The organism is Rothia amarae (assembly GCF_014705945.2).
Classification (GTDB): domain Bacteria; phylum Actinomycetota; class Actinomycetes; order Actinomycetales; family Micrococcaceae; genus Rothia; species Rothia amarae.
Genome location: NZ_CP061538.1, coordinates 519,464 through 538,868 on the forward strand (window position 1 = coordinate 519,464; position 19,405 = coordinate 538,868).

General features: G+C 54.2%; 19 protein-coding genes. 13 read left to right on the forward strand and 6 right to left on the reverse strand.

All coding sequences use genetic code 11. The features are described 5' to 3' along the window. Positions 1–2: 2 nt before the first annotated feature. Positions 3–2,135, reverse strand: a complete 2,133-nt coding sequence (locus tag IDM48_RS02450) for a transglycosylase domain-containing protein (protein ID WP_190617894.1) — start codon at positions 2,133–2,135, stop codon at positions 3–5. Between the two features lie 88 nt (positions 2,136–2,223). Between IDM48_RS02450 and IDM48_RS02455 the strand changes: the two genes are divergently transcribed. The 3 genes from IDM48_RS02455 (at position 2,224) to IDM48_RS02465 (ending at position 3,991) form a co-directional block, all read left to right on the forward strand. Beyond that, positions 2,224–2,421: a DUF4177 domain-containing protein gene (locus tag IDM48_RS02455; protein WP_068170608.1), complete on the forward strand. Its 198-nt coding sequence runs from the start codon at positions 2,224–2,226 to the stop codon at positions 2,419–2,421. A 102-nt stretch (positions 2,422–2,523) separates the two neighbouring features. Further along, on the forward strand, positions 2,524–3,012 hold the full coding sequence (locus tag IDM48_RS02460; protein WP_190617897.1) for a RidA family protein: 489 nt from the start codon (positions 2,524–2,526) through the stop codon (positions 3,010–3,012). Continuing rightward, positions 2,999–3,991 carry an NUDIX hydrolase gene (locus IDM48_RS02465; RefSeq protein WP_190617899.1) on the forward strand — a complete coding sequence of 331 codons (993 nt, stop codon included), beginning with the start codon at positions 2,999–3,001 and terminating at the stop codon, positions 3,989–3,991. The genes IDM48_RS02460 and IDM48_RS02465 overlap by 14 nt, the downstream gene beginning before the upstream one ends. Before the next feature lie 85 nt (positions 3,992–4,076). Here the strand turns inward: IDM48_RS02465 and IDM48_RS02470 are convergent, their stop codons facing one another. Then, positions 4,077–4,754 (reverse strand): Crp/Fnr family transcriptional regulator, encoded by a 678-nt coding sequence (locus IDM48_RS02470; RefSeq protein WP_068170614.1) that lies wholly within the window; start codon positions 4,752–4,754, stop codon positions 4,077–4,079. Positions 4,755–5,038: 284 nt separating this feature from the next. On the opposite strand from IDM48_RS02470, the gene IDM48_RS02475 reads away from it, so the two are divergent. Next, positions 5,039–6,229 carry a MarP family serine protease gene (locus tag IDM48_RS02475; protein WP_238398014.1) on the forward strand — a complete coding sequence of 397 codons (1,191 nt, stop codon included), beginning with the start codon at positions 5,039–5,041 and terminating at the stop codon, positions 6,227–6,229. A 6-nt stretch (positions 6,230–6,235) separates the two neighbouring features. Here the strand turns inward: IDM48_RS02475 and aroQ are convergent, their stop codons facing one another. Both aroQ and acs read right to left on the reverse strand, forming a co-directional pair. Beyond that, the gene (gene aroQ, locus IDM48_RS02480) at positions 6,236–6,682 is read right to left on the reverse strand and encodes a type II 3-dehydroquinate dehydratase (RefSeq protein WP_190617902.1); all 447 of its coding nucleotides are present in this window, start codon (positions 6,680–6,682) and stop codon (positions 6,236–6,238) included. 226 nt (positions 6,683–6,908) lie between these two features. Beyond that, positions 6,909–8,843 carry an acetate--CoA ligase gene (gene acs / locus IDM48_RS02485; protein ID WP_190617904.1) on the reverse strand — a complete coding sequence of 645 codons (1,935 nt, stop codon included), beginning with the start codon at positions 8,841–8,843 and terminating at the stop codon, positions 6,909–6,911. A 216-nt stretch (positions 8,844–9,059) separates the two neighbouring features. Here acs and nth point away from each other — a divergent pair, with 216 nt between their 5' ends. Both nth and IDM48_RS02495 read left to right on the forward strand, forming a co-directional pair. Next, positions 9,060–9,884 carry an endonuclease III gene (gene nth / locus IDM48_RS02490; RefSeq protein ID WP_190617906.1) on the forward strand — a complete coding sequence of 275 codons (825 nt, stop codon included), beginning with the start codon at positions 9,060–9,062 and terminating at the stop codon, positions 9,882–9,884. Continuing rightward, the gene (locus tag IDM48_RS02495) at positions 9,874–10,617 is read left to right on the forward strand and encodes an NUDIX hydrolase (protein WP_190617907.1); all 744 of its coding nucleotides are present in this window, start codon (positions 9,874–9,876) and stop codon (positions 10,615–10,617) included. Before nth ends, IDM48_RS02495 begins: the two co-directional genes overlap by 11 nt. Positions 10,618–10,623: 6 nt before the next feature. On the opposite strand, the gene IDM48_RS02500 is transcribed toward IDM48_RS02495, so the two are convergent. Then, the gene (locus tag IDM48_RS02500) at positions 10,624–12,405 is read right to left on the reverse strand and encodes a bifunctional 3'-5' exonuclease/DNA polymerase (RefSeq protein WP_190617909.1); all 1,782 of its coding nucleotides are present in this window, start codon (positions 12,403–12,405) and stop codon (positions 10,624–10,626) included. A 185-nt stretch (positions 12,406–12,590) separates the two neighbouring features. Here IDM48_RS02500 and IDM48_RS02505 point away from each other — a divergent pair, with 185 nt between their 5' ends. From IDM48_RS02505 to IDM48_RS02530, 6 genes are all read left to right on the forward strand, one after another. Beyond that, on the forward strand, positions 12,591–13,934 hold the full coding sequence (locus IDM48_RS02505) for a TadA family conjugal transfer-associated ATPase (RefSeq protein ID WP_190617911.1): 1,344 nt from the start codon (positions 12,591–12,593) through the stop codon (positions 13,932–13,934). Continuing rightward, positions 13,924–14,649, forward strand: coding sequence for a type II secretion system F family protein (locus tag IDM48_RS02510; RefSeq protein WP_190617913.1), 726 nt, complete (start codon positions 13,924–13,926; stop codon positions 14,647–14,649). Before IDM48_RS02505 ends, IDM48_RS02510 begins: the two co-directional genes overlap by 11 nt. Then, on the forward strand, positions 14,646–15,137 hold the full coding sequence (locus IDM48_RS02515; protein ID WP_190617916.1) for a type II secretion system F family protein: 492 nt from the start codon (positions 14,646–14,648) through the stop codon (positions 15,135–15,137). Before IDM48_RS02510 ends, IDM48_RS02515 begins: the two co-directional genes overlap by 4 nt. A gap of 56 nt (positions 15,138–15,193) precedes the next feature. Further along, positions 15,194–15,430 carry a DUF4244 domain-containing protein gene (locus IDM48_RS02520; protein WP_083147221.1) on the forward strand — a complete coding sequence of 79 codons (237 nt, stop codon included), beginning with the start codon at positions 15,194–15,196 and terminating at the stop codon, positions 15,428–15,430. 108 nt (positions 15,431–15,538) lie between these two features. After that, positions 15,539–16,012 carry a TadE family type IV pilus minor pilin gene (locus IDM48_RS02525; protein WP_190617917.1) on the forward strand — a complete coding sequence of 158 codons (474 nt, stop codon included), beginning with the start codon at positions 15,539–15,541 and terminating at the stop codon, positions 16,010–16,012. Then, the gene (locus IDM48_RS02530) at positions 16,009–16,392 is read left to right on the forward strand and encodes an Rv3654c family TadE-like protein (protein WP_238398015.1); all 384 of its coding nucleotides are present in this window, start codon (positions 16,009–16,011) and stop codon (positions 16,390–16,392) included. Before IDM48_RS02525 ends, IDM48_RS02530 begins: the two co-directional genes overlap by 4 nt. Here the strand turns inward: IDM48_RS02530 and IDM48_RS02535 are convergent. After that, positions 16,340–18,826, reverse strand: coding sequence for a DEAD/DEAH box helicase (locus tag IDM48_RS02535; RefSeq protein WP_238398065.1), 2,487 nt, complete (start codon positions 18,824–18,826; stop codon positions 16,340–16,342). The two genes, IDM48_RS02530 and IDM48_RS02535, sit on opposite strands and share 53 nt — an antisense overlap. 128 nt (positions 18,827–18,954) lie before the next feature. On the opposite strand from IDM48_RS02535, the gene IDM48_RS02540 reads away from it, so the two are divergent. After that, positions 18,955–19,404: a pyridoxamine 5'-phosphate oxidase family protein gene (locus tag IDM48_RS02540; RefSeq protein WP_233126000.1), complete on the forward strand. Its 450-nt coding sequence runs from the start codon at positions 18,955–18,957 to the stop codon at positions 19,402–19,404. Position 19,405: the final 1 nt, after the last annotated feature.

Sequence of the window (19,405 nt, forward strand, 5' to 3'; positions counted from 1 at the left end):
CGTTAGTACTGAGTACCTAGAACCTTCTCAGAAGGCATATTGAATTTCTTGGTGTTGTACTTCTTCGCCTGGGATTGCATGAACTGCTGCCACTGACCACCTGCGTAGGTTGCACCGTCCACGTAGTTCAAGGTCTTGCCGTTGATCGCCAAGTTGTTGAGGGGGCGGTTTTGCTGATCCAAATTACCTACCCACGATGCAGTGGAGAGGCCACGGGTGTAACCGACGGTCCAAGTCTGAGTGGAATTATCGGTAGTACCGGTCTTTGCCGCTGAAGCATCGGGCAAATCAATACCGCGCCTCCACGCCGAACCATCGACCAAAACCTGCTTGAGAACGTAGTTCACACCGTTGGCAACGTCCTTATCGAGAGCTTTGGAGCAGTCAGCCTTGAATTTCTGAATGACTTTACCGCGGCGGTCTTTGACCTCATTGATTGCCTGAGGGGTGCAATAGGTGCCTTCGTTAGCGAAGGTTGCGTAGGCTGAAGCCATCGTCAGAGGGGTAGTTTGCTGAGTACCAATGAGGGACGCTACGTCGGGAACCGAGTAAGCGACTTCTTTATTGTCCGGAGTTGAGCTACCGGTGTACAGGCGGAGGTCTTCCGCTGTCTTCTTCACTCCGCAGAGGTCTTCTTTAGAAGCCATCGAGTAAAGGAAAGAGTTGATGGAGTTCTTGATGCCGTAAGCTACGGTGTTCCAGGTTTGGTAACCCTCTTCTGCGTTGCCAAACTTCCATCCACCAGGAACATAAATGCTCCCGCCATCTACACAGGAGGCTTTCCACCGGAAAGATTCTGGGTAGCTCAGGCTGGTGCCGTCAATGAAAGCGTTGACTCCCTTGCCTTCCCTAATCCACTCGGCAAGCACAATGGGTTTGAACGTAGAACCAGGCTGGAAGCCAGAAGAACCACCGTCGATAGCACCGACGTTGTAGTTGTAGCCAGAAACCTGGTGCGATCCGTCATCTACATCGCCTAGCTTACTGTTCTGAGCCATAGCAACAATCTTACCGCTACCAGGCTCGACAGAAACCAAAGAGGTATTGACATTATCGGGATTATTATCAGAAGGCTGCGTTGATTCAACGGCGTCCTTCGCATCATTCTGAGCAGAGGTGCTCAGTGTGGTGGTGATTGTGTAACCCGCTTGGTACAGGTTCTTCAAACGGTCATCCTTAGTTGCACCGAACGTTTTGTCCTGCATGACTTTAGCCACGATGTAGTTGCAGAAGTAGTCAGCATTTCCTGCGGTCGAGCAACCACTATCGGTGGTGTGAAGGTCAAGATCAAGTTCGGAGTTGACGGCTTCGTTGTATTCGTCTTCAGTGATCTTGCCGTCGCGGTACATCGTTCCTAGCACCACGTTGCGACGTTCTTTAGCCAGCTCGGGGTTCACATCGGGGCGGTACTGGTTAGGCGACTGCACCATACCAGCCAAGAGAGCGGACTGCTGAACGTTGAGCTTAGATGCGGGAATGCCCCAGTAATACTGAGAAGCAGCTTCTACACCGTAGTTAGAACCACCGAGGTTCACGATGTTGAGGTAACCTTCAAGAATTTCGTCTTTGGACTTATTTTGCTCCATGGAAATCGCAAGCTTGATTTCCTTGACCTTATCCATGTAACCCTTGTTTGCGCCCAGAGTTGAGGCTTCTTCGCCGTTGACTTCAGCCTGATCAATCAAAAGATTGTTGACGTACTGCTGAGTGAGCGTAGACGCGCCCTGGCGATTGCCGGGGCGGAGAAAGTTATTAATGACAGCGCGGAACATACCAAGCGGAGATACCGCACCGTGCTCATAAAACGTACGGTCTTCCACAGAAATAATGGCGTCCTGCATATGCTTGGACATGTCCGAAAGAGGCACCGAGGTGCGGTTCTGAGAGTAGAAAGAAGCCAACTCGGTTTTACCATCGGAGGCAAGGATGGTGGACGGCTGAGAGAGCGGTCCATCGGACATATCCTCTGGTAGACCCTTGAACCAGTTAATGGAGGACGTCGCGGCAACTCCCATGCCAACGGTAGGGGGTATCAGAATGCCGGCGGTCAAAAAACCGGCGATAATACTCAGTGCTATGAACTGAATAAAGTCACCTGGAGTGCGCTTGGTACGAACGTTCTTGGATGAAGCCATTCCCACAGTTTACAAGTTGAATCTGGGAATTGGGGAGTGGGAACGTTTTAACTTTCCAAATCCTTATCACAAGCACTAGGCTAGGGGTATGGAAAAATGGGAATATGCAACTGTGCCCTTGATGATTCACGCTACCAAGCAGATCCTCGATAACTGGGGTGAAGATGGCTGGGAACTCGTAACCGTTCTCCCTTCATCTGCACCTGCTTCTTCTGCTCCTGAAGGCAACATGGTTGCCCCTACTGCGGGAAACCCCATCGCTTACTTCAAGCGCAAGAAGGCATAGCCACTACTACACTTGAACAAACGACCGGTTTTTCGTGCTGTTGAGGTACGAAACCGGTCTTTGTGCGCTTTATATACAGCGATTTATTTACAAGGACACACGATGAGCGAAAATAACTCTTATATTGAGGAACGCATCCGCGAACTGGGGTATGAACTACCCCAGGCGCCCGAGCCTGTCGCAGCCTACGTGCCGGCAGTTATCAGCGGAAACTATGTGTATACCTCGGGTCAGCTTCCTTTCGTGGACGGTAAACTGCCCGCTGTGGGTAAAGTCTCTGATGTTGCAACAGAGGGAACAGTTAGCCCCGAGGAAGCGAAGAAGCTAGCCGCTATCTGTGCCTTGAACGCCTTGGCTGCGGTCAAGCAGGTCATCGGTGATTTAGACCGTGTGAAGAAGATTGTTAAAGTTGTCGGATTCGTGGCATCGGAAACCTCTTTCTTCGGTCAGCCCGGTGTTATCAACGGTGCCTCCGAACTGTTTGGTGAGATTTTTGGCGACGCCGGTATCCACGCCCGCTCTGCGGTAGGTACTCCTGTGCTGCCCATGGATTCGCCTGTAGAAGTTGAGATCATTGTTGAGTACATCTAAAACCGGTTTATATACAGGTGCCCTCAATACCGTGCGTCCTAAGCGTCCGGTATCCCCTGCAGAACCCAGCGCCACCTGCGAGCGGTTTTTTAAGATTCCTGAAGAATTTGCTCCCGCTGTCAAAGCATGGATTGAAGAGGGCGCTGAAGGCGCATGCCAGGCAAAAACTGCCTCCTCTATCGTTTATGTACGAGACGGTCGCGGAGGGCTAGAAACTATCCTGACCTACCGTCCGGGATTCTCTCCCATGGGCACGGTGGCGTTCCCCGGTGGTTTATGCACGCCAGAAGATTCCGAACAGGTGCCCTGGATCGGACCCAGTAACGAAGTGTGGCGCGACGTCTTCCACCATGACAATCTCGAAACCGCGCACACGGCGGTAGTGGGCGCTATCCGTGAATCGTTTGAAGAAATCGGTATTCTGTTGGCTGGCCCCGATGAGCTGAGTACCGTAGAGATCAGCTCAGACGGATGCGATCAGATGGCCGTGCGTGAAGCCGTAGCCAACGGCGATAAGAACTTCGGTGACTACCTGGTCAAGCGCGGGCTCAAACTGCGCACTGACCTTTTGCGCCCCATCGTGCGCTGGCACTCACCAGATTTTCGCCATAAACGCTACGACACCCACTACTTTGCGTGTGCCGCACCGGTGGGGCAGAACCCTAAGCTGCTGACCTCCAAAGGGATTTGGGGCGATTGGGTGAACGTGCGCGAACTGTTGGCACAGAAGGAAACTTCTTACCTGGGTGATCTCATCGACCAGGAAGAAACTCGCGGTCGGACCTTTGAAGAGCTCATTACTCCTGGCTCACTGTGCGTTCTTGAAGATCTTGCCCGCGCGTCCACATCTGTCGCTTATCTGGCGCAAAAGCGCGCCGTCAGCGTGAAAAAAGCGGACGTCGTAATGAAAGACGGCGAGTTTATGCTGCGTTTTACCGCACCCACCAAAGCGGGCGCCCGCGAGAAGTGCCGTCTTTAGCGACTCATTTATCAAAGACATAAAAATTCCCCGTGGAAATTTCCACGGGGAATTTTGTTTGCGCCCATTGTGGGGCGATGAAAATTTAGCGTGAGCGGTTGCGTAGACGCTGCAGGTCAAGAATGACCACCGCGCGTGCTTCCAAACGAATCCAGCCGCGGGACACAAATTCAGCCAGCGCCTTGTTCACGGTCTCGCGTGAAGCGCCAACCAACTGAGCCAGCTCTTCCTGAGTCAGCTCGTGAGCTACCAAGATGCCGTCGGTAGCGGGGCGGCCAAAGCGGTCTGCCAAATCCAGCAGAGCTTTAGCAACGCGACCGGGAACGTCGGAGAAGACCAAGTCTGCAAGGTTCTCGTTGGTGCGGCGCAAACGACGAGCCAAAGCCTGAAGAACCTGAGCAGAAATCTGAGGTGACTTCTCCATAGCCTTGCGCAAAGATTCGTGCTTGACGGCTGCGAGACGGGTTTCAGAAACAGCGGTTGCGCTGGTGGAACGAGGTGAAGGGTCGAACAGAGCCATCTCACCGAAAATTTCACCGGGGCCCATGATAGCTACGAGGTTCTCGCGGCCGTCTGATGCGGTGCGTCCGAGCTTAATCTTGCCGGAAACGATGAAGTAGAGCTGATCTCCGGGATCGCCCTCATAAAAAAGGTTAGCGCCTCGTGAAAGGTCGACCTCGGTGATGTCTTCGGTTAGTGCGGCAAATGCCTGGTCGTCGAGGGATGCAAAGAGGGGTGCGCGACGCAGTACTTCAAGATCCATGTCTCTCCTTAAAATCTTAGGGTGTGGATGCCATATCTTTGAGGCGTAGAGAAAGAGTATAAACCCGGCTGTCTATACACGCCAAAAATGGTGTGACATATTCAACTAGTATCGAGACTACCTCAATTTATGGCTGGACACACCCCTATTTACCGGGCATTCACTTTCCACAGGCGACTCTAAGGATGATTTGGGGGCATCCCAGAGAAAAACCTACTAGAGTCGGCATTTCTATCTACGGCACAATAGATAGGTCAGCCTGTCTCAACATGAGGGGAGCACCCGTGGGATTTCATCTGCTCGATATTATTTTGGTGCTTATTCTGGTGCTCTATTTCTTGAACGGATTACGCCGGGGATTTTTCGTATCCTTGGGAACCCTAGCTGGATTTGCGCTAGGTGTTCTTGCCGCTTTCTACATCACTCCCTGGGTCATCACCCAGGTGGATGCCAACTGGTATGTCATTGCAGCTGTCATCTCAGTCGTATTATGCGTGGTGGTTGGCCAGTGGCTTGGTTTCCTCGTAGGACGTGCCATTCGGCGGTTTTCTGACGCCACCCCCTTACGCGGCGTCGAGCGAGTAGCAGGAGCAATTCTGAATCTTGTGGTTGCTTCTTTGGCAATCGTGGTGCTTGCCCTAATCGTGAAACCTTTGGGTGTAACGCCCATCAATACAGCTGTCTCTGAATCCAAGGTAATTGAGATGCTCGTTCGTCTCACCCCCGATTCCTGGGAAACTCAGGTAGAAAAAGCTCGGGCACAGGTCATGAGTTCAGGAGTAATTCCTGAAGTTCAAAATCTTTTGTTCCCCTCAGAAGAAGCACCTACCGAGGTTATTTCTAATCCTGCGCTAGAAGCTGCTCGGGAATCGGTGGTGCAAATTTGGGGAGCGGCGGAGGCATGCAGTTTCAGTTCCGAAGGATCAGGCTTTGTTGCTGCACCACATGTAGTGGTGACGAACGCGCATGTGGTCTCCGGCGTCGAGCAACCCGTGGTTCAGGACGCAGCAGGCAAGTCCCACAGGGCAGATATCGTTTACTATAATCCCACCGAAGACTTAGCGCTCTTGCGAGTCGATAATCTTGAAACCACGCCGCTTACCCTGGGAAGCAACGCCGCAGCGGGAACCACCGTTGCTTTTATGGGCTTTCCGCAGGGTGGACCGTTCCAGAATCGCAGCGCCACGGTGCAGGGGCTCGGTTATACCCAAACCATCGATTCAGCAACAGGCGAAAAGAACCCGGTGCGACTGGTGTATCAATTGGCTGCCAATGTTGAGCAGGGAAATTCTGGTGGTCCGGTACTTGATGTAAACGGCAACGTAGTGGGCATTATCTTTGCCAAAGCAACTCAGGGACAGACGGGCTACGCTATTCCGGTCTCGATCCTCTCCGACGTCCTAGCATCTCATTCCGCCGATACGCAGACTGTCGATAGTGGCCAGTGTACTCCCGGCACGATACCAACTACCTAGCGCTCTTTACGATTTCTCATTCAAGTAATGGGCTAGGAAATCTATTGCCATGGTGTAACCCCATGCGCCCGCTCCAGCGATCACTGCGGTGGCTTGCAAAGACACAAATGAACGGTGTCTAAAGTCCTCCCGGCGGTGCACATTCGAAAGATGAACCTCTACTACCGGTAATTCGGCGGCTTCTAGAGCATCGTGAATCGCCACCGATGTGTGCGTATAAGCTGCCGGATTGATGATGATTGCCGCAGCTTCGGTGCGTGCTCGCTGGATTTCGTCGATGAGCGCACCTTCATGGTTTGACTGCATAAACTGCACATCGAACCCTGCTTGTGCGGCGCGCTTTCGTACCTGTTCCTCAATATCAGCGAGGGTGGTGATTCCATAGATTTCGGGTTTGCGGGTGCCCAGCATATTCAGATTGGGGCCATTGAGGACGAAGATGGTTTGCGACATGGCTTTAGTCTAACGGTCAGTATTTTCTGCAGAAAGTTGCTCGGCGCGTCTACAACGAATGTGCGTCATCGTGAAGCTCCGATAAATACGACTCGCGAGTTATAAACGCCGGCGGGCGTCCTCCCAACTATCTGCTAAAGCTGAGATTTTAGCTAAGGCTGGTGGGACGCCCATCGGCGGTTATTGTTCGAGCTGGAGTGTTTGTCGGAGCGGAAGAGCGCGACTGCTACTTTTTGTACGTCTCTACAATCGCATCCATGACGGCCGAGTCAGCCAAGGTTGTGACGTCGCCTACCTGGCGGTCTTCTGCGACGTCTTTGAGCAGGCGGCGCATAATCTTGCCGGAGCGAGTCTTGGGTAGCTCGGGCACGATGACCACTCGCTTGGGTTTAGCAATCGGTGATATTTCTACGCCCACGTGCGCGCGGATTTCCTGCTCCAGTTCTTCGTGGTTGAGGTTTTGTCCCTGCGCTTCGTCGGAGAGGATGACGAATGCCATGACTGCCTGGCCGGTGGTTTCATCGGTTGCGCCTACTACTGCAGCTTCTGCGACTGAGGGGTGGGAGACTAGAGCGGACTCAATCTCGGGGGTGGAGAGGCGGTGGCCGGAGACATTCATGACGTCGTCCACGCGACCCAGCACCCAGAGGTCGCCGTCGGCGTCGCGCTTTGCGCTGTCGCCCGCGAAGTAGCGGTCGCCAAAGCGTGCCCAGTAGGTGTCGACGAAGCGGCCGTCATCGCCCCAAATGGTGCGTAGCATAGAGGGCCAGGGCTCGGTGATAGCCAGCAGTCCGGGTTGTTCATTGGGTAGCGGATCGCCGAGGTCGTCTACTATATCGATGCTGATACCGGGGATAGGCTGCTGCGCCGACCCGGGCTTTGCAACGGTGACGCCGGGTAGCTGAGAAATCATGATTGCGCCGGTTTCTGTCTGCCACCAGGTATCGACGATGGGGCACTTGCCGCCACCGATGACTCGGTGGAACCAGACCCAGGCTTCGGGGTTGATAGCTTCGCCCACGGTTCCCAGAACGCGCAAGGAAGAAAGGTCGTATTCAGCGGGGATGTCTTCGCCCCACTTCATCATGGTACGAATCGCGGTAGGGGAGGTGTACATGATGGAAACGCCGTATTTTTGCACAATTTCCCAGAAACGGCCGCGGTGCGGGGAGTCTGGGGTGCCTTCGTAAATGACCTGGGTGGCGCCATTGACCAGCGGGGCGTAGGCAACGTAGGAGTGACCGGTTACCCAGCCAACGTCAGCAGTGCACCAGTACACGTCGGTTTCGGGTTTGAGGTCAAAAATGTTTTTGTGGGTGAAAGCACCTTGGGTGAGGTAGCCTCCGGTCGTGTGCAAAATGCCCTTAGGTTTGCCGGTAGTGCCGGAGGTGTAAAGGATGAACAGCGGATCTTCGGCGTTCTGTACCGAGGGGGTGTGTTCAGTTGAAGCAGCATCGACAACGTCGCTCCACCAGAGGTCACGCCCTTCGACCCATGCAACCTCAGCTTTATTGCGCTTGACAACCACAACGTTGGTAACTGACTTGCCACCCTTTTCCAGTGCCTTATCGACGGCTGGCTTGAGCATGGAAGGCTTGCCGCGGCGGAAGGAGCCATCGGCAGTGACCACGAGCTTAGCTTCGCCGTCTTCAATGCGGGAAAGAAGCGCATCTGCAGAGAAACCGCCGAAAACAACCGAATGAATGGCGCCAATGCGGGCACAAGCCAACATGGTGATGACGGCTTCGGGAATCATGGGCAAGTACACTGCCACGCGATCGCCTTTGCTCACGCCCAGGGATTCGAAAGCGTTTGCAGCCTTGGAGACTTCATCTTTGAGCTGAGTATAGGTGTACTCGCGGGTATCGCCAGGTTCACCTTCGAACAGGATGGCGGTGCGGTCGCCCTTGCCAGCTTCTACATGGCGGTCCACGGCGTTGTAGCAAGCGTTGAGTTCACCGTCTGCAAACCATTTGGCAAAGGGAGGGTTCGACCAGTCCAGAGTCTGCGTGAAATCCTTGCTCCAGGTGAGAAGTTCTCGTGCTTGATGAGCCCAGAACTCGGGGCCCTGCTCGCGAGCGGTCTCGTACAAATCTGCGGTGGCATTTGCCTGTGCGGTGAATTCTGCCGGGGGAGCAAACGTTTGAGGAGCCTCTGACATGGGAATATCCTTTCAGCTGACGTTGAGCAATATGCTCAGCGGGAAGTGTAACTACTTTTCACAGTAAGGGAATTTGTTGCTCCTGTCACATTTATTCCGTCATAAGCTCGTAAAAATCAGGTGAAATATTCAGCGTGTAATCTTGAACGAGTGAGCAGATTAACGCCAACCGAGCCTTTATCAGAACAGGAGCTGAGCCTCCTGGAAATTCGCCAGGTGCCGCCTTTTAAGGCGGAGGACGCCGCTCGTCGTCGCCGGAAAAATCCTGAATCGTCCCTGGGCAAGAAAAGACGCGCCCGCAAGATCAATCGAATCCTGGCAGACACTTTCCCCTATGCTGTTGCTGAATTAGATTTTGAGAGCCCCTTTGAACTGCTCGTTGCCACGGTACTCTCTGCCCAAACCACCGATGTGCGGGTCAACTCGGTGACTCCCACTCTCTTTCAGCGTTATCCAGATGCTCACGCACTGGCAGAGGCTCCCTTGGAAGCAGTAGAAGAAATAGTGCAACCGCTTGGTTTTTACCGTTCTAAGGCAGCCTCTATCGTGCGCCTGGCGCAGCAGCTCACTGAAGACTATGACGGCGTAGTTCCCCAGGAATTAGAGGAGCTCGTCAAACTTGCAGGGGTCGGTCGGAAGACCGCTTTTGTGGTGCTAGGTAATGCTTTTGGGCGGCCTGGTCTAACCGTTGATACGCATTTTGGACGGTTATCGCGCCGGCTTGAATTCACTACTCATGAGGAACCTGCGAAGGTTGAAAAGGATGTCGCTGAACTCTTCGATTCTTCTGATTGGACTGATCTCTCTCAGCGTCTCATCTATCATGGACGGCGTATTTGTCACTCTAAAAAACCGGCATGCGGAGTGTGCCCTATCGCCGATTTATGCCCCAGCTATGGAATCGGCGAAACCGATGAGACAAAAGCGGCACAATTATTGAAGTACGAAATGGCACCGGGGCGCGAACACCTGCATCTCAGGTTTGTGCAGGGTGCATCTCGCCGAGAATTGCGAAGTGAAGGGTGGAGTCTTGGAGCATAAAACTGAGCATCGGGCTCTAACGCAGCTCAAGAAGCTTGCACAGGCAGAGAACTTGGTGAACGATCCTGCAGAAAGCTGGCGAGTGGGGGAGCTAGATGATTCCAGCGTCAAACAAGCAGCCGTGTTGATTCTGTTTGGTGTTTTGGATGAGGTTCCCGCGACCCATCGTCAGGGACACGTTGCAGATGATTTAGATGTCCTGATTGTGGTGCGCGCGGCAACCCTACGCCAACACGCTGGTCAACCTGCATTTCCCGGTGGAAAGGTCGACCCAGAAGATCTAGCGACCGCCTCTGAAACCAACAAACCCGTCTCCTATGTTGCCGCTTTACGCGAAGCCGTGGAAGAAACCGGGCTCGACCCCTCCGGCGTCGAAATCTTAGGAGAATTTGGCGAAATCGGGCTACCCGTGAGCAATTTCAGCGTAACTCCCGTGCTGGCGTGGTGGAACAAACCGTCGCTCGTGGCTGCCCAGGACGCCAAAGAATCCGCCTTGGTTCTACGCGTTCCAGTCGCTGATTTGCTGAACCCTGCAAACCGGCATATGGCAACGGTCAAACATGGAAAGAGCGTTCATTCCTCCCCGGCTTTTACCGTACAAAACGCCGAACAAGAATTTGTGATTTGGGGTTTTACGGGCATCGTTCTGGACCAAATCTTTACCCAGTTAGGGTGGATCGAAGAATGGGACTCCACAGTTCGCCGTCCGGCACCTGGGTACGAGAAAAAATAGGGAACCCTATTTCGCTGTGGAATAGTTATCCGTGACGGCAATAGTTACGGGAAACTCCACCGAAATATGACCAAATAGAAGCTCACCGGCAGCTTGTGCGGCGTCCCGAACTATCTGCTCGCACAGTGAAGCCTCGCGTTCAGGGCCGTAAATCATGATCTCATCGTGGAGGAAATATACCAGTTGAGATTGCAAAGGCTTTCCGAACAGCGTGGTGGCGCGGAGCTTTTGTCGAATCTGCGCCATCCAGCACAGAGCCCACTCTGCGGCGGTACCCTGAACCACAAAATTGCGGGTAAAACGACCCCAACTACGAGAAGCAGCCATCGCCGCCCGCTCGTCTTCGGCTGTAGCCTGGCGGCGTTGGCGTTCAAACCACTCGGAAGAAGGCGCCGGAGACACCCTGCCCAAATAAGTGCTGACCTGCCCGCCCTGCTCTCCAACGCGGGCCGCGCGTTCAGTAAATTCAATCGCCTGAGGGAACATCGTGCGTAGGTGAGGCATGAGCTTTCCAGACTCGCCGGTGGTCGCCCCATACATGGCACCTAATAGCGCAATTTTTGCCTGAGCACGCTCGTTCAGCGCTGACCCGGTATGCTCACCAATTTTGGCAATACCCAGGTATAAATCAGTTCCTCTGCCGGCAAGCGCTAGTTTTTCGTCCCCGCTCATTGCCGCCAGGATACGAGGCTCCACCTGGCTGGCATCAGCAACTACCAGCATTTTGCCGGGCTCAGCGGCGACGGCAGTGCGCACGTCGCGAGGAATCTGCATGGCACCACCACCATGAGCACCCCAGCGCCCCGTCACCACACCTCCCACCTCATAGGAAGGATGAAAGCGGTCATCTTGTACCCATTCGTCTAGCCAGTTCCACCCGTTCGCGGTAAAAAGCCGAGCAAGTTTTTTATAAGCAAGGAGGGGTTCGATGAGGGAGCGACGTTGCTGAGCCAACTGAGGATTCTCCTCAGCCCACCCCTTCAATGCCCACTTGCTGGTAGATTTCACCCGAATCCCTGCAGACTGAAGCGCTCGTAAGAGCTCCTGCGGTGAATCCACATTTAGCTTGGGTGTAGCGAGTTTTTCGCGAATTTCTGTGGCTAATTTTTCCATTTCGGCAGGGCGCTCGAAAGGAGCAGGTCTGGGACCTAGCGTTTCAACGAGGAGCTTCTCATGCAGAGATTTGTTCCAGGGCATGCCGTGAAATTTCATTTCAGCGGCAATCATTCCACCGGTAGATTCCGCTGCCGCCAAGAGTTTGAGACGGCGGGGATGGGGTGCAGCTTCTATTGCGCGGAGTTGAGTTTGAAGTTCGACGGCAAGTTGCGACGCCGTTGGTGCCGTTTTCTGACCTGTATCCGGCTTGCTAGCAGATAAGAAACCGTCATCGAATAGGGAATCTTGCCCTTGAATTTGCCGTGCGGGCGGGAGCATTCCCCAGGGTTTTTCAGGAGATTCTTGCAGTAAATCAAGGGTGGGGGCAAAAGTGATGTGGCTCTGGGAATGTGTAGTGGCGATACTCAAAATTCTTTGAATGAGCCGCAAATCATGGGATCGTTCGGGCGAGATACCCTGCGCCAAGAAGAGGGGCATGATCTGACGCGAATCAGCCCATACCCAGCGAATCGGTGCGGGGCGGTTAGAGTCTTCAACCTCATGGACGAACTGCCCCAGTTTAGATTCAGGTACCGTGCGCCGGGAACCTACACGACCGTCTGCAACAGTGACGGCTTCCCAGAGAAACTCGCCTGCTGCTCCGCTCTCGGACGCGCCCAACACAATGTACATGTACTCATTATGACCGAACCTCCTTAAGCCGAACTTAGGTACCTGCAAAATGTGGATAACTTTTTACCCCTTTCTTTCGCGAAAATCATGAATCGGGTTATCCACAGATTCTCGAATTTCGATTTTGACGCGCGAAAAACAGGTGCAATGGGAACGACCCGTTAGCTCACCGGCAGGAGAAATCCGTGGCGAACATCCCAACCATTGCATCAGATGCCTCTACTGAGTCATCTCTTGACCTCGTGGTGCGTAAGGCCCGCGATCGCTTCTTGCTCCAAGAATTTGAGGGACTAGAGGCAGAACCAGAACCGAAGCACACACCCCAGCACAGTGCGCCAGCAGAATCTCCTCGCTTTACCCTCAAAGCGCAGTTTTCCCCTGTACCCGAGGCACAGAGGTTTACCGCTCCCACAGATTTACCGCAGCTTATTCAAGACATTGATGAAGAAGAAAACAGTCAGTTGGATACGAGCGAACAGCAGGAAGCTCTGCAGTATCTCAAAGCGCAGATGTATGGGCTCGGTATCTTAGAAGGACTGCTCGATATCCCCGGTGTCACCGATATTTTTGTGAACGGCCCGCAAGACATTTGGTACGAAGCCAACGGCGCACTCCATCGCTCAGACCTCGCATTCATCGCTGAACCTGACCTCAGAGCACTGGCCACTCGACTCATTCATAGTGCGGGCGGACGGCTCGATGAAGCTTACCTCAGCGCTGATGTTCTTAACGATCGAGGGCAACGAATCCATGCCATGCTGCCACCTCTCTCACGGCATGGAACTGTACTTTCCATCCGTATTCAGCCTGCGCACCGCGCGTCGTTGGAAGAACTTCAAGAGAGCGGCATGTTCGATGACGACATCGCCGCCGTGCTGCGCTACCTGGTGCGTACCAAAGCTAATTTCCTCGTCAGCGGTGGCACCGGAACAGGAAAAACCACTCTGCTCAACGCCATGCTCTCGCACTGCGAAGAGACAGACCGAATCATTACGATTGAAGATTCCGCTGAGTTAGCGCCTGTCCATCCCCATGTGATTTCTCTGCAGTCCAAAGCGGCCAATGCTGAAGGTAGAGGAGAAGTTTCCCTGACAGAACTAATCCGTCAGGCACTGCGTATGCGGCCGGAAAGACTCATTCTGGGTGAATGCCGTGGAGCGGAGCTTGCAGATATGCTCACCGCAATGAACACCGGGCACGCCGGTTCAGGCGGTACTCTGCATGCCAATTCTGCCGCGGCGGTGCCCGCGCGTCTTCTAGCAATGGGCGCTATGGCAGGCATGACGCCTGAGGCTCTTACTCTTCAAGCACTCACCGCCGTCGAATACGTCATTCATATTTCTCGCGCCGACCACCGGCGATTTATCAGTGAAATTGGTGTGTTCAAACAACACCAGAAGACTCTCAGCGTAGAGCCTTTGTGCCGTTGGGAACGCGGTCGGCGCGGCCAGGTGTTGCACTGGACCGACGCAGGAGAGCTTCTCAAAGAGGTTGCTCATCAGCGGGCTGGGGGTAGCGGTGAAGACTAGGAGAAAGAATATTTCTAGACCACTACCTCACCGGCTGACTCACAGCAAGGCGGGCATTGAAGAAATGGAGCTGTGGCCCGATACGGTGTGGCGTCTTGCCGCCATGCTGAGGGCAGGTCTAGCTCCAGCGCGAGCGTTCCAACTTCTGGCAGAAGAAAACGCTGAGGACGAAGAAACATCCGGGGAATCCCAGGCGAAGTCACTTTTTACTGGAAAAGAGAATCCACTCCGTGCGAAGAATCGTGCGCTGGAACTGGCCCAGGAAGATATCCAGACTCTACTGATCACGTGTGCGGAGACCGCTGCGAAAGGGCTACCTCTGGCCGAAGCTATGCAAGCGGCTACTGTGAAACGAAACTACTCGAACCAACGGGTCGAGGAACTACGCGCCTGCTGGTATATCGGCGAGCGCACCGGCGCCCCTTTAGCTTCGGTTTTAGAACGATTAGCTCGTTATCTAGAACAAGAGATTGATCTTTCTCAGGCACGAGATTCTGCTATGTCTGGCCCTAAATCGACAGGAACTATCCTCTCGTGGTTGCCGTTGTTGGGTCTGGGATTGGGCATTTTGATGGGGACTAATCCGGTGGGCATCCTCTTGGGGTCGATACCGGGGGCAGTTGCCGGTGTGCTCGGTGTGTTTTTGGCATTAGCTGGACGCCGATGGACCGCGCGTCTGGTTCAACGGGCGGAGCGGGGGATTGAGCCATCATGAACCGGCTTCGTCTTAACCGTGTAGTCCGCAGAGAAATTTCTGAAGAAGAGCCCCAGCCCCTGAGCCCAGCTCTTTATCTTGATTTGACTGCTTCGATGTTAGCAGCCGGTCTCTCATTGCAGCGGTGCTTGCTAATGATTGCTAACGTCGGCTCGATGCACGCTCGCCGGCAGCTGCGAATGGTGGAGCGGCGTCTTTCGTTAGGTGCTGATTGGCAGACTGCCTGGACTTTTTCTGAGCCAGTTCCTGAGCTAAAGGACTTGCAACGAACCTTGGGATTTTTGCTAGAGACTGGCGCGCCCACCGCAGATTTACTGACCGTGATGGCAGATCGCCAGCGACGCCACAGCTTCCGCTTTGCCGAACAATCGGCAGCGAAATTGGGTGTGCATCTAGTGGTGCCCTTGGGGTTGTGTTCTTTGCCTGCATTCATCTGTTTGGGGGTGATACCGGTACTTATCTCATTGGTTCCAACACTGGGTTTTTAACTCAGCCTTCTTTCTGACAATTCAACTTTCATGACAAATTATTTTGAGGAGAAATCATGCAAAAATACACCGCATTCCATCAGGCAGAATCCCAAGAAATCGCTCCCCTTGTAGAAGGCGAGCTCGTGGATTTAGCTCAGGATCCTGAAGCGGGTGCGACCACCGCAGAGTATGGGATTGTTCTACTAGCCGCAGTCGGTTTCGCCGGGCTACTAGTAGTAATCCTCAAATCTGATGCAGTGCGCGCTTTACTGATGGGCATCGTAGAGAAAGCTCTCTCTACGGGGATGTAATTCTAGGCGCTATCTTGCAGAACGCATCGGGCAGGGCACTGTTTGGAGAATCTATCACCGGTTGCCCTGCCCTCCGTTATCTTTTTCAGTTGAGAGGGGAGAACCCGCATGAAGACTTCATCACCCCCAACAGGTTGGGGGGTTCAGCCTATGCCTTTCCCGCACCGGCGGGGCAGGAAAGGCTCGGCGTCTTGCCGGGCTACCTCTGGTTCTTTCGATTCTTCAGAAGCAGGCGCCGTCACCGCTGAATTTGCCGTTGCTCTACCTGCGGTTATTTTTCTACTGGCTCTCCTAATGGGCTCTATAGCTACCGGCGTGGTTCAGTTGCAACTGGAAGAATCGGCGAGGGTAGGCGCCCGTGCTGCCGCTCGGGGAGAAGCTATGGAGGACGTGCGACGCGTTGCCCAAGACGTAGGCACAGATATTTCGGTAGTAGTAACAGATCATTCCGAAACGGTGACCGTGCAGACGAGTAGGCAAGCACCGGGGCTCATCGGGGAAATCACAGGGTGGACCCTGTACGCCGATTCGACCATTCCCGCTGAACCGGCGGCGATAAAACCGGGGAAGGAGAAGTCATGATGACGTCGCCGTCTCGTGAGCACGATAGTTCAGAGCGCGGTTCTGGAACGGTACTGGCTTTGGGGCTGGTTTTTGTACTGCTGATTTTCTTCGTCGTCATTGCAGGAGTTATTACTGCTATATCAGCTCAACATAAAGCAATGGCTGCCGCCGATTTGAGCGCGCTCGCTGCCGCCGATACCGCACGTGGTCTGAGGGAGGGGGAGCCTTGTACCGTAGCTGCGGAGATAGCACGTGTTAACCACGCGGAGTTAAAAGGGTGCGCTCAGCCTGAAGGGTACAGCGGCATTGTGGACGTGCGAACCACCGTGCCTATCGGCGGGCCCTTTACCTGGCTTGGCTTGGCAGAGGGGCTGAGCCGCGCGGGCCCGCCAGAGTAGAATGCTCCTCGCTGATTCGTCCAGATTGTTCATCTCTTGGCATCGCATGCATGAGCATTGCTTCCAGGAGGCGGGCTGCGCCGTCTTTCTCCAGCGGATCATTGCGGTTCCCACATTTAGGAGATTGCACGCAGGAGGGGCAACCGGTTTCGCACTCGCAGGAGCGGATGGTATCGAGGGTAGCTCGAATCCAGTGCTGCGCGGCAGCAAATCCTCGTTCTGCGAATCCTGCCCCACCCTGGTGGCCGTCATAGACAAAAATGGTGGGTTTCTCGGTATCCATGTGCAGGGCTGTAGAAAGCCCCCCAATATCCCAGCGGTCACACGTAGCAATCAACGGCAACAGCCCTATCGCCGCGTGTTCGGCTGCATGTAAAGTACCCGGGAAATCGGGTTCTTTGACTCCCGCACCGCTCATTACAGTGGGTTCCATCGTGAACCAAATAGCGGTGGTCATCAGATTTTGCGGGGGCAGATCAAGAATTTCCTCGCCGAGAACCTCTTGACCGATAAGAGATTTGCGTTGATAAGAGACCACCTGCGTGCGGACTCGAACGTGCCCAAAATGCAAGGTGACTGGGCCCCACTGCTCGGTCTTGTCTTCAGAGAGAATCTTTACCTCGGTCAGGTCGCGCGATTGAGTGAAGTAATCGGGAAAGACGCGCGAAACAGCAATGACTCGGTTTTCAAGATCTAAGTCTTCAACCACATAGGTGGCAGATTGGTGGGTGTAAATCGCGCCCACATGGCCTTGGTGTTGCGCCTGAGAAGCATCCATCGTCCCCACCACAGTGCCCGTTTCTATCTCAATAATTTGAAGCGGTGAGCCGCCGCCCCCGCGCAAATCTACAAGCTCGGAGGCATTTTCAGGGTGGGTCCAGAACCAACCCGTGGCTCGACGACGTAGGTAACCCTGGGCAACGAGCCGTTCTAATAGTTGCCCGGCGGTCGGGCCAAAGAGCGCCACTTCTTCGGTGCGCAAGGGCAGTTCTGCGGCTGCGGCACACAAATGTGGAGATAGCACGTAAGGATTGGTGGGATCAAAAACGGTAGATTCAACCACCGTAAAGATATCTTCGGGGTGGTGCACCAGATAGGTATCCAGCGGGTCAGCACTGGCGATTAACACCGAGAGCGATTCCTGCCCCGCGCGTCCGGCACGCCCAATTTGTTGAAAGAACGACGCGCGGGTGCCCGGCCAGCCAGCCACGAGCACGGCGTCTAACCCGGCGATGTCTATGCCCAGTTCGAGGGCGGAAGTAGAAGCAATACCTAACATTTCGCCGCTACGTAATTGCCGTTCGAGTTCGCGGCGTTCCTCGGGCAGAAAACCTGACCGGTAGGCGGCGACTCGATGGGAGAGGCCAGCTTCCACCTCATCAAGATAGCGGGAGGCGGTTTGAGCAATTGCCTCTGCTCCACGGCGCGATTTGATGAAGGCAATAGTTCGGGTGCGTTCAACTACTAAATCGGTGAGCATTTCAGCGCTTTGTTCAATGACCGATTTACGCTGCGGAGCATTCTTCTCGGCTTCAGATTGACCGGTTTCCCGTGGGGCGGAGAGCTTATCGGTAACTGGCTCGCGAAATTCAGGTTCCCAGAGGATTGTGTGGGTTGCGCCGTGCGGAGCAGTGTCCTCGGTAATCGCGGTCACGGCGGAGGAATCAACTCCTAGTAACTTAGCGAAGGATTGCTCAGGTTCGGCAGAGGTCGCGGAGGCGCCAAAGAAGACGGGAGAAGCACCGTGATAACGGCAGATACGGCGTAATCGGCGCAGAAGCACGGCAATATGAGCACCAAAAACCCCTCGATAGCTATGCGCCTCATCGAGCACCACATATTTAAGGCGGCGCACAAAGGAGGACCACTGAGCGTGGTTGGGCAAGATTCCATAGTGCAACATATCGGGGTTGCAGAGAATGACATTGGCGTGCTGCCTAATCCAACGGCGCTCGGAGGCGGGGGTGTCGCCGTCGTATGTTTCAGCTCGCACGGTCGAAAGCTCCAGTGCGCGAATCGAGTTGAGCTGGTCAGCGGCGAGCGCTTTAGTGGGGGAAAGATAAAGGACGGTGGCGCGTTCGTCATCCATACCCTTTTTAGGTGCTATTTCGCCGCGGTGGACGGCGTCCAGCGAGGGGAGAAGGTAAGCCAGTGACTTGCCTGAGGCTGTTCCCGTTGCCAGGATCAGATGCTGGCGAGAACCTGTCGCCATCGAGGTGTGGGCGAGATCAGCTGCCTGCACTTGATGCAGGTAAGGTTCAGGAACGCCCAAGGATTCGAAGGCATCTTGGACGTCCGGATGAACCCACTCCGGCCAATGTGCGGTGATAGCTTCGCGAGCAGGAGTGGAGCGGACGTGAAGAATTTGCTCGGGTACAGGACCGTACCCCAGTTTGGAGATGAGCGAGACGACGCTCGGAGGTAGCTGGGCTATGCGCTGGGAGAGCGAGAGGGGTTCTGCTGATTCTTCGGACACGCCTCTATTGTCCCACTCCCCGGTAGAAAGCTCATACACCGGGGTAAGGGCTCAAAATTCCTACCAAAAACTGCAATAATGTGACCATGACTACACCTAAGATGAATATTCAATCCACTCACCAGAACTCATCAGCGCCCCAGCAAGCTCCTGTTACTGAGCTCACCGAGCCTGAGTGCTGGGAACTGGCAGAAAAAACTAGTTTTGCTCGCCTGGGCACGGTAGATAACGGAGAAGTCTTCATTACCCCGCTCAATATCGTTACTTCTGAAGGAAAAATCTTTTTCCGCACCGCGCACGGTTCTAAACTCACAAACCTTATCCTCAATGAGAAAGTCACGATTGAATTTGATAAGGCTGAGGGCGGTTCTGCCTATTCAGTGAATATTTTTGGGACTGCACGGTTGCTTACGGACTCTTCTGAATTGGAGCGAGCTGCGCAGCTGCCTCTTACCCCGTGGATTCGTACGGAGAAAATTGAGTTTGTAGAGATTACTCCTAGCACGATGACCGGGCGGCGTTTTATCCTGGGCTAAG